We start from the raw sequence: 12,872 nt of genomic DNA on the forward strand, positions 1-12,872 counted from the left end.
TCGGGGCGGACGCGGTGGTCGCCTCCGGCTTCGTCCCGGCGATGGGAACCTCCTCGGCTCGTCGACTCGGCAGGCGATTCCCCCGTATCCCCTCATTCGGGACGAGGCTATCCTTCCGGTCGCATCCGGGGAGGGACCGGCGCGGACCACCGCGCCGCACGCCGCTCCCTCCCCGGCCCGCGCGGGTCAGTTCTTGCCGAGCAGCTTCTTCATCTCCGCGATCTCGGCGGTCTGCGCGGTGACGACGGAGCCGGCCATGGACTTGGCCGGACCGTACGCGCCCTTGCTCTTCTCGACGGCGGCCATGTCGACGGCGCCCTGGTGGTGACGGACCATCATGGCCAGGAACATGGCGTCGAAGTCCTTGCCGGACGCCTTCGACAGCTCGTCCATGTCGGAGGCGCCCATCATGCCGGGCATCGCGCTCCCGCCCGAGTGGTCCATGCCGGGCATCGCGCTTTCGCCCGAGTGGTCCATGCCGGGCATCGACCCGGCCATGGAGTCGGACGCCGCCGGGACCTTCTCGCCCCACGAGGTCAGCCAGCCGCTCATGGTCTTGATCTCCGGGTCCTGGGCCTTCTCGATGCGCGAGGCGAGGTCCTTGACCTGAGCGGAGGCGGCCCGCCCGGCGGCGAGCTTCGCCATGTCCAGGGCCTGCCGGTGGTGGGGGATCATGCCCTGCGCGAAGGACACGTCCTGGCCGTTGTGCGCGCCGGCGGCGTCGGGGGCGCCGGCGGACGAGGACGACGCCGGCGACGAGGCCGGCGACGAGGCCGCCGAGGAGGACCCGTCGCCGCCGTCGGTCCCGCAGGCGACGAGAGTGAACGCGGCGGTGACGGAGACGGCCGCCAGGACCGTGCGGCGGGTCAGGGAACGGGTGTTGCGCATGCTGAAGCTCCTGTGGTGCTGGGTGAAAAGGGATCTGGACGTGCCGAGGCGCACCGCGTCGTCGTACCGGTGACGTGGTGCGGTGCGGTGTCTAGATCCGCAGGAGCTGGAGTTCCGCCAGCGAGGGCGGTGCGCGGGCGCCGTCGGGCGCGTCGGCCGCGCACGGGCGGAGGGAGTCGGCCGGGCCGGGGGCGGCGACCGGGTCGCGAAGGAGCGCGGGCAGTGCGGGAGTCCCGCTCACCGCGGCCGCCGCACAGGTCGGATCGGCGTGGTGGAGGTGTCCTCCGCCGCAGCCTCCGCCGTCCCCGGCGCAGTCGTCGTGCGCGCTGACCCCACGAACCGCGCCGACTTCACGAACCGCGCCGATCTCACGGGCCGCGGCCGGCGGCACGGCGGTCCGGCCGGCGGCGTGGCCGCCGGGGTGTTCACGACCGGCCCCGCCGGGGGACAGGGCGTGCATGGCCAGCAACCCGACCAGCACCGCGAACACGAGCAGCCCCCATCGCCGCCGCCGCTCGGGCGGCGCCGCGCGATGCTGCTCGGGCCTGGTCATCGAAATCACCTTAGCCGCAACCGGCGCGGCGACCTGACACGCGACGCCGGCGACGGGCGCCCGCGCCGGACCCGCCGGGACGGGTCCCCTCAGGGCCACACCAGGCAATAGGGCTGATGCCCCGCCTCGTGCAGGCGGTGGCTGAAGTCCTGCCATTCGTGCAGGAGTTGGTACACGTTGAAGGCGTCCCGGGGGCCGCCCCGGTCCGGCACCGTGGACCAGATGAACGCCGCCGCGCCGACCGCTTCCTCGCCGATGTCGCGGAGGGGGTCGACGACCGTCATGGGGAGCTTCACCACGGCGTAGTCGGGGTGGAGGACGACCAGTTCCAGCGGGGGCACCTTGTGGAGGGGGACGCCTTCGATGCCGGTCAGCACCATCGCGGCCATCGTCTCCGGCTTGATCTTGGTGAACATGCCGTTCATGCCGAGCTCGTCGCCGCCGAGTTCCTCGGGGCGCATGGAGATCGGGACGCGGGCCGCCGTGGCACCGTCGGGCGCGCCGAAGTACTTGTACGTCACCCCCACCCGACCACCGTTCCCGCTCCCCGCCCGGAGGCGGTCGACCCGCTGGTCGACTCGCCGGTCGACCCGGTCGGGCTCACTCGGTACACCTTGTGCCTGCGTCTGACGTGCTTCGTTGGCTTCCTCCGCGTCGCGCCGGTGCCTTCCCCGCCGGGCACGTCGAGGACCCAGGTCGTCAGTCCCCTCGCCCAGTCCGCCACCGCGATGCATATCTCCACCCGACTGCTTTTCTAGGACGCGTGGCCCCCGCCGCGCAACCCGATCATCGTGTCAGTGACCTCCCCCACGGCCGCTCGCCGAAACGTGCGGTGAAACACCTGTCCGCAGGATCTTCGCAGCCCCTCGACACACGGTCGGTGAGAGCTACGTCTGTCAGGCCCGTTCCGACTCAGTTTCGCAGATGGTGAAGCGGTCGGCGGCGCGTGCGGCGGAGCGGATGCGAGGCGGGCCGGAAGAAGGGACTGGCCGTCCGGTCAGTAGGAGCGGGACGCCCCGCACGGCCCCCGTGGGTCGCCGGGGGCGCTGGCCTACCCTGGGAGGTCACTGGCAACCGGAGTCCAGCAAGTCGGAAAAGGTCGGAGAAGCCGCAGGTCATGAGCGAACTGCCCTATTCATACGATGCGCCTGTCTCGCAGGCGCTGTTCGACCGTGCGTCCGTCGTCACGCCGGGCGGGGTGAACTCGCCGGTGCGCGCCTTTCGCGCCGTGGGCGGAACGCCCCGGTTCATGGTGTCCGGCGCCGGCCCGTATCTGACGGACGCCGACGGGCGGGAGTACGTCGACCTCGTCTGTTCCTGGGGGCCCATGATCCTCGGGCACTCGCACCCCGAGGTCATCGCGGCCGTGCAGGACGCCGTCTCGCGCGGCACCTCCTTCGGCACGCCCGGTGAGGGCGAGGTCGCGCTCGCCGAGGAGATCGTGGCGCGGGTGGAGCCCGTGGAGCAGGTGCGGCTGGTGTCCAGCGGCACCGAGGCGACCATGTCCGCCATCCGGCTCGCCCGAGGGTTCACCCGGCGCTCCAAGGTGATCAAGTTCGCCGGGTGCTACCACGGGCACGTCGACTCGCTGCTCGCCGCCGCCGGGTCCGGCGTCGCCACCTTCGCGCTGCCCGACACGCCCGGTGTCACGGGCGCCCAGGCCGGCGACACCATCGTCCTGCCGTACAACGACCTGGAGGCCGTCCAGGAGGCCTTCCACCGGCATCCGGGCGAGATCGCCTGCGTGATCACGGAGGCCTCGCCGGGGAACATGGGCGTCGTGCCGCCCATGCCCGGATTCAACAAGGGCCTCAAGGACGCCTGCGCCAACAACGGCGCGCTGTTCATCTCCGACGAGGTCATGACCGGGTTCCGGACCTCCCGGGCGGGATGGTTCGGGATCGACGGGGTGCGGCCCGACCTCATGACCTTCGGCAAGGTCATGGGAGGGGGCTTCCCCGCCGCCGCGTTCGGCGGGCGCGCCGACGTGATGGCGCACCTCGCGCCCGCCGGGCCCGTCTACCAGGCCGGCACGCTCTCCGGGAACCCGGTCGCCACCGCAGCCGGGCTCGCCCAGCTCCGGCTGCTCGACGACGCCGCGTACGCCAGGGTCGACGCCGTGTCCGAGCAGATCCAGGCGCTGGTCTCCGGCGCGCTGGCCAAGGAGGGCGTCGCGCACACGCTGCAGAGCGCCTCCAACATGTTCTCCGTCTTCTTCACGGACCGGCCCGTGCGGGACTACGACGACGCCCGGGCGCAGGAGTCGTTCCGCTACACGGCGTTCTTCCACGCGCTGCTGGAGAACGGCGTCTATCTGCCGCCGTCGTCCTTCGAGTCCTGGTTCGTGTCCACGGCCCACGACGACGCGGCCGTCCAGAGAATCGCCGACGCCCTCCCGGCGGCGGCCCGAGCGGCTGCGGAGGCCACCGCGGAATGAGCACCTTCGACAACAACGGCGCCGACCAGGACATCACCGTCGTCCACCTCATGCGGCACGGCGAGGTCCACAACCCCGGCGGGGTCCTCTACGGCCGTCTCGACGGATACCACCTCTCCGATCTGGGCCGGCAGATGGCCGACCGGGTCGCGGAGCACCTCTCCACCCGCGACGTCACGCACGTGGTCGCCTCCCCGCTGGAGCGGGCGCAGGAGACGGCCACCCCGATCGCCAAGGCGCACGGCCTCGACCTGGGCACGGACGCCCGGCTCATCGAGGCGGAGAACGTCTTCCAGGGCAAGACGTTCGGCGTGGGGGACGGCGCGCTGCGTCGGCCCGAGAACTGGAAGCACCTCGTCAACCCGTTCAGGCCGTCCTGGGGCGAGCCGTACGTCGACCAGGTCGTGCGGATGACGGGTGCGCTGGACGCGGCCAAGGACGCGGCCCGCGGGCACGAGGCGGTGCTCGTCAGTCACCAGCTGCCGATCTGGATCGTCCGGTCCTACGTCGAACGTCGGCGGCTGTGGCACGACCCGCGCAAGCGGCAGTGCACGCTCGCGTCGCTGACGACCTTCACGTACCGGGGCGACCGGATCGTGTCCGTCGGCTACAGCGAGCCCGCCATCGACCTGGTGCCCGCTCACCTGCGCGCCGGCGCCAAGCCGGTGAAGGGCCAGGCCCCGGGCAGCGGCAAGGCGTTCGGGGCGTAGGCGCTCGGGGGGCCTGGGCCTTCGGCGCGCAGGAGGTCGGGCGTAGGCTCCGGTCACCCAGTCATGACCGAAACCGGATGACCGAGCGGTGGCTGAAATCGACCGGCCTGTTACGGAATCCGGAAGTATTGGCGGAACCTCCTCGTTCGTCATGTCCTCTGAATGGGTGACGTGCCCACCAGAGAACGTGACGAACGGGGTTGCCATGCGCGCCATCACTCGAAGGGGAGCACTCGGACTCGGCGCCGGTGCTGCCGCCGCCGCCGGACTCGTGGGCTGCGGAAGCCTCACGGGTTCGGACGAGCCCTCCCACGACGGCGGTTCCGGCGACACCGGGAAGAACTCCTCCGGCACCCCGAAGTCGAAGCTCTCCGCCCGCCCCATCGGTGACGGCTCGACCTCCTTCACCGGCAAGCAGCCCCACCAGCCGGCCAAGCCCGTGCCGCTGGAGGCCGGCCAGGAGCCGCCGCAGTTCGTGATCTTCTCCTGGGACGGCGCGGGCGAGGTCGGCAACGGGCTCTTCCCGCGCTTCCTCGACCTCGCCAAGGAACACGGCGCGAGCATGACGTTCTTCCTGTCGGGGCTGTATCTGCTGCCCGAGTCGAAGAAGCGGCTCTACGACCCCCCGAACAACCCGCGCGGCGCCTCCGACATCGGCTACCTCTCCGACGACCACGTGAAGGCGACGCTCACCAACGTCCGCCGGGCCTGGCTCGAAGGGCACGAGATAGGCACCCACTTCAACGGGCACTTCTGCGGTGAGGGTCACGGCTCGGTCGGCAAGTGGACGCCCGCGCAGTGGCGCAGCGAGATAGACCAGGCGAAGAAGTTCGTGAAGGAGTGGCGGACCAACACCGGCTGGACCGACCTGCCCTCGCTGCCCTTCGACTACGACAAGGAACTCGTGGGCGCCCGTACGCCCTGTCTGCTCGGCCAGGACAACCTGCTGCCCACCGCCCGCGCCCTCGGCTGGCGCTACGACGCCTCCTCGCCCGGCGGCAACCAGGTCTGGCCCACCAAGAAGCAGGGCATCTGGGACCTGCCGCTGCAGGCCATACCGTTCCCCGGCCACAGCTTCCAGGTGCTGTCCATGGACTACAACATCCTCGCCAACCAGTCGATCAACTCGACCAAGGCGCCCGCCCACAACTACCCGGGCTGGCGGAAGCAGGCCTCCCAGGCGTACATACAGGGATTCAAGCGGGCATACGAGACGAACCGCGCCCCCTTCTTCATAGGCAACCACTTCGAGCAGTGGAACGGCGGCATCTACATGGACGCCGTCGAGGAAGCCTTCAAGCACATCGCGCGCGAGAAGGAGAAGGGCGCGGACGTGCGGCTCGTCTCCTTCCGGCAGTTCGTGGACTGGATCGACGTCCAGAAGCCGGAGATCCTCGACAAGCTGCGCACCCTCCAGGTCGGGCAGAAGCCGGCCGGCGGCTGGAAGACGTTCCTGGCCGCAAGCTCCGCCACCGCGGGCAGCAGCGCGGGCGCCACCGCCGGCACCGCCGGCTCCAGCGCCTCACCGAGCGCCGCCTGAAATGCGGTTTTCCCCCCGCAAGGGGGGCGGGCAAGATCCCCAGAACGGGCATGCGAAACTTTTCACATGAGTGCCGCCAGCCGCGCCCTTCCGCGCTCGCCTGCCCGGGTCCGTCCGCGCCGTGCCGTCCTGACCACGGCAGCCGGCGGGGCCGTCGCCGCACTGCTGCTCTCCGCCTGCACCTCCGGAGGCGCCTCCGGAGGCGGCGGTGACACCAACTTCGTGATGGGCAAGGACGGCATCTCCACCGTCGCGCAGGGCAAGCGGGACGCGGTCCCCGACCTGTCCGGCAGGACCGTCGCCGGCGGACAGCTCGACCTCAAGAGCTACCAGGGCAAGGTCGTCGTCCTCAACGTGTGGGGATCCTGGTGTTCCCCGTGCCGGGCCGAGGCGCCGAACTTCGAGAAGGTCTCCACCGACCTCAAGGGCCAGGGCGTGCAGTTCGTCGGCATCAACACCCTCGACACCAGCAACAAGAACGCCCTCGCCTTCGAGAAGCAGCAGGGCATCACGTACCCCAGCCTGTCCGACCCGAAGGGCAAGCTGCTGCTGCGGTTCAAGAAGGGCACGCTCAGCCTCCAGGCCATCCCGTCCACGCTGGTCATAGACCGCAAGGGCAAGATCGCCGCCCGCTCGCTGGCCGCGCTCAGCGAGGACAAGCTGCGCAAGATGATCGCTCCCGTCCTCGCGGAGAAGTGACGTGAGCGCTCTCACCACGCTCGCCGCCACGGGCTACAACGACACCGTGCTCAACGGCGCGTTGCTGGTCGCGCTCCCCATCGCCCTGCTCGGCGGGCTCGTCTCCTTCTTCTCGCCGTGCGTCCTGCCGCTCGTCCCCGGCTACCTCTCGTACGTCACCGGCGTCGCCGGCACCGATCTGGCCGAGGCCCGCCGCGGACGGATGGTCGCCGGCGCCTCGCTCTTCGTCCTCGGCTTCACCTTCGTGTTCGTCTCCAGCGGGGCCCTGTTCGGCTACTTCGGCGACACGCTCCGGGCGAACCAGGACGTCCTGTCCAAGGTGCTGGGCGTCCTCATGATCGCCATGGGCGCCTTCTTCATGGGCCTGATGCCCTGGATGACCCAGCGCGAGTTCCGCATCCACAAGAGGCCCGTGACCGGACTCGTCGGCGCCCCGCTGCTGGGCGCCCTGTTCGGCATCGGCTGGGTGCCGTGCATCGGCCCCACCCTCGCCTCCGTGCTGGCCCTCTCCTCCCAGCAGGGCAGCGCCGGGCGCGGCGCCCTGCTGACCGTCGCCTACTGCGTCGGCCTCGGGGTGCCGTTCGTGCTCGCCGCCGTCGCCTTCCGCAAGGCCCTCGGCGCCTTCGGCTGGGTCAAGCGGCACTATGTCTGGGTGATGAGGATCGGCGGCACCATGATGATCCTGACCGGTGTCCTGCTGCTGACCGGCGCGTGGGATCGTCTCGTGCAGGACGTGCAGTCCTGGTCCGCCGGTTTCGATGTGGGGATCTGATCCATGAGCAAGACCACGCCCAGCGTGCCGACCGAGGCCGCCGCCTCCGACGAGCAGGAACTCGGCGCGGCCGGATCCCAGCTGTCGACGGCCCCCACCGACACCCTCGCCAACACCCCCGGCCTGGGCGTGATCGGCTGGACCCGCTGGTTCTGGCGGCAGCTCACCTCCATGCGGGTCGCGCTGCTGCTCCTGCTGCTGCTGGCGCTCGGCGCGATCCCCGGCTCGCTCATCCCGCAGTCCGGCACCGACGAGACCAAGGTCGCCGACTTCCGCGACGCCCACAGGACGCTCGCGCCGGTCTACGACAAGCTCGGCCTCTTCCACGTCTACAGCTCGGTGTGGTTCTCCGCGGTCTACATCCTGCTGTTCGTCTCCCTCATCGGCTGCATCGTGCCCCGCACCTGGCAGTTCGTCGGCCAGCTGCGCAGCCGTCCGCCGCGCGCGCCGGGGCGTCTGACCCGGCTGCCCGCCTACACCACCTGGCGCACCGAGGCCGAGCCCGAGCAGGTCCGTGAGGCCGCGCTCGCCCTGCTGAAGAAGCGCCGCTTCCGCTCCCACATCGCCGGGGACGCCGTCGCCGCCGAGAAGGGCTACGCCCGCGAGGTCGGCAACCTCGCCTTCCACATCGCGCTGATCGTGATGCTGGTCGCCTTCGCCTGGGGCCAGCTCTTCAAGGCCGAGGGCAACAAGCTGGTCGTCGAGGGCGACGGGTTCTCCAACACCCTCACCCAGTACAACGACTTCAAGTCCGGCAGCCTCTTCAGCACCGACGACCTGAACCCGTTCAGCTTCACCCTGGACAAGTTCACCGGCACGTACGAGACCTCGGGCCCCAACACGGGCACCCCGCGCACCTACCAGGCAGCCCTCACCTACAGCGTGGGCGCCTACGGCAAGGACGAGAAGGCCGTCGTCAAGGTCAACCACCCGCTGGTGATCGCCGACTCGAAGGTCTACCTCACCGCTCACGGCTACGCGCCCGTCATCACCGTCCGCGACGGCAAGGGCCAGGTCGTCTACAGCGACGCCGTGCCGCTGCTGCCGCTCGACTCCAACGTCACCTCCACCGGCGTCGTCAAGGTCCTCGACGGCTACCGCGACGCCAAGGGCGTCAGCGAGCAGCTCGGCATCTCGGCGTTCTTCCTGCCGACCTACACCAAGGGCATGGAGACGGCGTCGACGTTCCCGGCGCTCGGCAACCCGGTGCTCAACCTGACGCCGTACCACGGAGATCTCGGTGTCAACGCGGGCATCCCGCAGAGCGTGTACCAGCTCGACAAGACCCATCTGAAGGGGTTCAAGGACGCCAAGGGCGCGCAGCTGCGGGACAACCTCAAGCCCGGCGAGACCATGACCCTGCCCGACGGGGCCGGCACGGTCACCTACGAGGGCACCAAGCAGTGGGCGAACTTCCAGGTCACCCAGCAGCCCGCGAGCGGCTGGGCGCTCACCGGCGCCATCACCGCCATCTTCGGCCTGGCCGGCTCCCTGTTCATCCAGCGCCGCCGGGTCTGGGTGCGCGCGGTGAAGGGCGCCGACGGCGTGACCGTCGTCGAGATGGCCGGTCTCGGCCGCAGCGAGTCCGCCAAGGTGCCCGAGGAGCTCGGCGACCTCGCCGGGATCCTGTACGACCAGGCCACCGGGGCGTCCGACCCCGGTCCCTCGGATTCCCCCGAACCCCAAGCCGTACCTGCCGAAGGGGCTGAGAAATGACTCTCGCCGCCGCAACCGAGCTGGCCACCGCCACCAACGAGCATCTCGCGAGCATCAGCAACACGCTGGTGTACTCCTCGATGGCCGTCTACACCCTGGCCTTCTTCGCGTACATCGCCGAATGGCTCTTCGGCAGCCGTAGCAAGGTCGGCCGCACCGCCGCCGCGCTCACCGAGGCGAAGGCCGGCGGCAGGGGCGCGGGCCCGGCCGTCACCGTCAAGCAGAACGGCGGGACGGCCGTCCTGGAGCGCCCGCAGGTCGTCGTGCGCTCCACCGCCGGGGCGCGTGACGTGCCCGACGGTCCGGGCGCGCACGGCGGCGACGAGCAGGGCGACATGTACGGCCGGATCGCCATCTCGCTCACGGTGCTCGCGTTCCTGGTCGAGCTGGCCGGCGTGGTCGCCCGCGCGGCCTCGGTGCAGCGCGCGCCGTGGGGCAACATGTACGAGTTCAACATCACCTTCTCCACGGTGGCCGTCGGCGTGTACCTCGGGCTGCTGGCGCTGCGCAAGAACGTGCGCTGGCTGGGCCTGTTCCTGATCACCACGGTCCTGCTGGACCTCGGCCTCGCGGTGACGGTCCTGTACACGGCGAGCGACCAGCTCGTCCCCGCCCTCCACTCGTACTGGCTGTACATCCACGTCTCCACCGCGATCTTCTGCGGCGCGGTGTTCTACGTCGGCGCGGTCGCCACGATCCTGTACCTGTTCAAGGACGCCTACGAGAACAAGCTCGCGACCGGCGGCAAGCCGGGCAGGTTCGCCAACTCGGTCCTGGACCGGCTGCCCGCCTCCGCTTCCCTCGACAAGTTCGCCTACCGCGTCAACGCGGCCGTCTTCCCGCTGTGGACGTTCACGATCATCGCGGGCGCGATCTGGGCGGGCGACGCGTGGGGCCGCTACTGGGGCTGGGACCCCAAGGAGACCTGGTCGTTCATCACCTGGGTCGCCTACGCCTGCTACCTGCACGCCCGCGCCACCGCCGGCTGGAAGGGCCGCAAGGCCGCCTACCTGGCCCTGATCGCCTTCGGCTGCTGGCTGTTCAACTACTACGGCGTCAACATCTTCGTCACGGGCAAGCACTCGTACGCGGGCGTCTGACCCGGACACCGCCGCGCACACCGAAGGCCGGTTCCCCGGACCAGTGACCTGGACCACGGGAACCGGCCTTCGCCGTGCGGACAGGCGGGAGGGCGTGGACACCGATCCGAGTACTCCGAACGCTCGCCTCCGAACCCCTCCGCTCCTCCGTCTCCTGGAGTCCCCGCGATGACCGGCCGCCGGCTGCGTACCGTCGATCTCGCTCGGGTCGCGGGGTTGTCCACGCAGCAGATCCGCAACTACGAGGAGGCGGGCGTGCTGCCCGCGGCGGGGCGTACGGAGTCCGGGTACCGGGTCTTCGGGGAGGCGCACCGGGAGGCGTTGCTGGCGTACCGGGCGCTGGTGCGGGGGTACGGGCCGGTCACGGCGGCGCGGATCATGCGGACCGTGCACGCGGGGGACGTCCCGGCCGCGCTCGCCCTCGTCGACGAGGCCCATGCCGGGCTGCACGAGGAGCGCACCGCCCTGCGGGCCACCGGGGAGGCCATGGAGGAACTGGCCCGTCAGGTTCCCGAGGCCGACGCGACGCGTGCCGCCGGCGGACTGCGGATCGGGGACGTGGCCCGGCTGCTCGGCGTGCGGGCCTCGGCGTTGCGGGTGTGGGAGACGGCCGGACTGATCGCCCCGCCGCGCGAGCGCGGGACGCGGTACCGGGTGTACGGGCCGGCCGACGTGCGGGACGCGCGGATCGTGCACAGTCTGCGCCGCGGTCACTATCTGTTCGCCCAGATCCGGCCGGTGCTCGCCGAGTTGCGCCGCGAGGGCGGCAGCGAGGCGGAGCTGCGGTCCGCGCTGGCGGCGCGCGCGCAGACGCTGACGGCCCGCACCCGCGCGATGCTCGCGGGAGCGGGCCGTCTGCACGCCTACCTTGACGTCGTCAGCGCAGCCGGGACGACGACAGGATCGACAGCAGATGGGCCGGGACCATCAGCCAGGTGATGACGGCGATCGCGGCCAGCGCCCAGCGGGTCGGGTCCACGGAGCCGGTGGCCGCGTCGGCGAACGCCACGACGAGGAGGACCAGGGACGCCTCGATGCCGTTGGTCACCCGGTGGATCTTGAACGCGGCGGCGAGCCGGCGCACCGACGCGACGCCCTGTGAGCGCGGCGCGGCCGCCTCGTCGTCGGCGACGGCGAGTCCACGCCGGGCCCGGGCCACGTCCACCAGGTCGGTCGACGCCTTCAGCAGCACGACGCCCAGCGCGGTCGCGAGCCCGAGGGACACCCAGCCGTTGAACCCCGCCCAGCCGCCGAGCCCGGACTCGGCGGCGCGGAAGCCGAAGCCGGTCATCAGCGCCGCGTCGGCGAGGTACGCGCCGAGCCGGTCGACGTAGATGCCGGACGCGCTGTTCTGGCCCTTCCAGCGGGCGACCTCGCCGTCCACGCAGTCGAAGAGCAGGAAGAGCTGCATGAGGAGGGCGGCCAGCACGGCTCCGGCCAGACCCGGGATCAGCAGCGCGGCCCCGGACAGCACTCCGCAGACCACCATCGTCCAGGTCAGCTGGTCCGGGGTGACCCGGGTGCGCACCAACTGGCGGGTGAACCGGAGGGAGATCCGCCGCATGTACAGCCGGCCCGCCCAGTGTTCGCCGTTGCGGCTCGCCAGCTTGGCCTGCGGCTGGCAGACCTCCCGCAGCTCCTCCAGTACCGGAGCAGCAACCATGAACGTTCCTCCCACGAGCCCACGATGATCGGGCCAGGCTACCGACCGCTCAAGTGGCCGCCGCGGCGGGGCGGTCAGGGCCGGACCCACGGGGAGCGCGACCCGATCGGGTGGTCCGCATTGCCCCGTGCCGCCCGCCGCACCAGCATGAGGTCATGGACCTTCTGGATCGGGCGACGGCACGGACCTGGCTGGCCACCGCGGTCGCCGAGGCACGGGCCGGTCTCGCCGAGGGCGGCATCCCGATCGGCGCGGCCCTGTACGGCGCGGACGGCACGCTCCTGGGCCGCGGCCACAACCGGCGCGTCCAGGACGGCGATCCCTCCACGCACGCGGAGACGGCCGCGTTCCGCGCGGCGGGCCGGCAGCGCTCGTACCGGGGTACGACGATGGTCACGACGCTCTCCCCGTGCTGGTACTGCTCGGGCCTGGTGCGCCAGTTCGGCATCTCCCGGGTGGTCGTGGGGGAGGCGGCCACCTTCCACGGCGGCCACGACTGGCTGGCCGAGCACGGAGTGGAGATCGTGCTGCTGGAAGACGCCGAGTGCGTCGCGATGATGCGCGAGTTCATCGGGCGGCACCCCGCACTCTGGAACGAGGACATCGGCGTCTGACCCCAGCGCCGTCCGGCCGTCGGCACCGAACCGCCGCGGTCACCCGCCTGCTTGACGGAGCGTCAGAGATCAGGCAGTGGCCGCGGGAACCGAATCGACCGTTTCCCGACGCCTTTTGCCAAAGCCATGAAAACCAGGTGTGTGTTCTCGGCTTTATCTGTGTACGTTCTGTGCCGGGGG

General features: G+C 71.0%; 13 protein-coding genes. 9 read left to right on the plus strand and 4 right to left on the minus strand.

All coding sequences use genetic code 11. The annotated features are described in order from the left end of the window. Nucleotides 1–186: 186 nt before the first annotated feature. From BG482_RS12910 to BG482_RS12920, 3 genes are all read right to left on the minus strand, one after another. On the minus strand, nt 187–888 hold the full coding sequence (locus BG482_RS12910; RefSeq protein WP_069769130.1) for a DUF305 domain-containing protein: 702 nt from the start codon (nt 886–888) through the stop codon (nt 187–189). 91 nt (nt 889–979) lie between these two features. Then, nucleotides 980–1,441, minus strand: a complete 462-nt coding sequence (locus BG482_RS12915) for a DUF6153 family protein (RefSeq protein ID WP_176741362.1) — start codon at nt 1,439–1,441, stop codon at nt 980–982. Nucleotides 1,442–1,530: 89 nt separating this feature from the next. Next, the gene (locus tag BG482_RS12920) at nt 1,531–1,968 is read right to left on the minus strand and encodes a hypothetical protein (RefSeq protein ID WP_010353923.1); all 438 of its coding nucleotides are present in this window, start codon (nt 1,966–1,968) and stop codon (nt 1,531–1,533) included. Nucleotides 1,969–2,558: 590 nt separating this feature from the next. Here BG482_RS12920 and hemL point away from each other — a divergent pair. From hemL to BG482_RS12960, 8 genes are all read left to right on the plus strand, one after another. Further along, nucleotides 2,559–3,878, plus strand: a complete 1,320-nt coding sequence (gene hemL, locus BG482_RS12925; RefSeq protein WP_069769131.1) for a glutamate-1-semialdehyde 2,1-aminomutase — start codon at nt 2,559–2,561, stop codon at nt 3,876–3,878. After that, nucleotides 3,875–4,588, plus strand: coding sequence for a histidine phosphatase family protein (locus tag BG482_RS12930; RefSeq protein WP_069769132.1), 714 nt, complete (start codon nt 3,875–3,877; stop codon nt 4,586–4,588). Before hemL ends, BG482_RS12930 begins: the two co-directional genes overlap by 4 nt. 205 nt (nt 4,589–4,793) lie before the next feature. After that, a complete protein-coding gene (locus BG482_RS12935) occupies nt 4,794–6,128 on the plus strand; it encodes a hypothetical protein (protein WP_069769133.1) in 1,335 nt (444 codons plus the stop codon). A 66-nt stretch (nt 6,129–6,194) separates the two neighbouring features. Beyond that, a complete protein-coding gene (locus tag BG482_RS12940; protein WP_069769134.1) occupies nt 6,195–6,827 on the plus strand; it encodes a TlpA disulfide reductase family protein in 633 nt (210 codons plus the stop codon). A 1-nt stretch (nt 6,828) separates the two neighbouring features. After that, nucleotides 6,829–7,599: a cytochrome c biogenesis CcdA family protein gene (locus BG482_RS12945; RefSeq protein ID WP_069769135.1), complete on the plus strand. Its 771-nt coding sequence runs from the start codon at nt 6,829–6,831 to the stop codon at nt 7,597–7,599. A gap of 3 nt (nt 7,600–7,602) precedes the next feature. Further along, nucleotides 7,603–9,315, plus strand: coding sequence for a cytochrome c biogenesis protein ResB (locus tag BG482_RS12950; RefSeq protein WP_069769136.1), 1,713 nt, complete (start codon nt 7,603–7,605; stop codon nt 9,313–9,315). After that, entirely contained in the window at nt 9,312–10,415 is a 1,104-nt protein-coding gene (ccsB, locus tag BG482_RS12955) for a c-type cytochrome biogenesis protein CcsB (protein WP_069769137.1), read from the plus strand. The genes BG482_RS12950 and ccsB overlap by 4 nt, the downstream gene beginning before the upstream one ends. A 168-nt stretch (nt 10,416–10,583) precedes the next feature. Further along, nucleotides 10,584–11,354 carry a MerR family transcriptional regulator gene (locus tag BG482_RS12960; RefSeq protein ID WP_069769138.1) on the plus strand — a complete coding sequence of 257 codons (771 nt, stop codon included), beginning with the start codon at nt 10,584–10,586 and terminating at the stop codon, nt 11,352–11,354. Here the strand turns inward: BG482_RS12960 and BG482_RS12965 are convergent. Further along, complete coding sequence (locus BG482_RS12965) at nt 11,293–12,078, minus strand: CDP-alcohol phosphatidyltransferase family protein (protein WP_069769139.1); 786 nt, start codon at nt 12,076–12,078, stop codon at nt 11,293–11,295. The genes BG482_RS12960 and BG482_RS12965 overlap by 62 nt on opposite strands. A gap of 155 nt (nt 12,079–12,233) precedes the next feature. Between BG482_RS12965 and BG482_RS12970 the strand changes: the two genes are divergently transcribed. Continuing rightward, the gene (locus BG482_RS12970; protein ID WP_069769140.1) at nt 12,234–12,692 is read left to right on the plus strand and encodes a nucleoside deaminase; all 459 of its coding nucleotides are present in this window, start codon (nt 12,234–12,236) and stop codon (nt 12,690–12,692) included. Nucleotides 12,693–12,872 lie beyond the last annotated feature (180 nt).

Source organism: Streptomyces sp. LUP30, from assembly GCF_001746365.1.
Classification (GTDB): domain Bacteria; phylum Actinomycetota; class Actinomycetes; order Streptomycetales; family Streptomycetaceae; genus Streptomyces.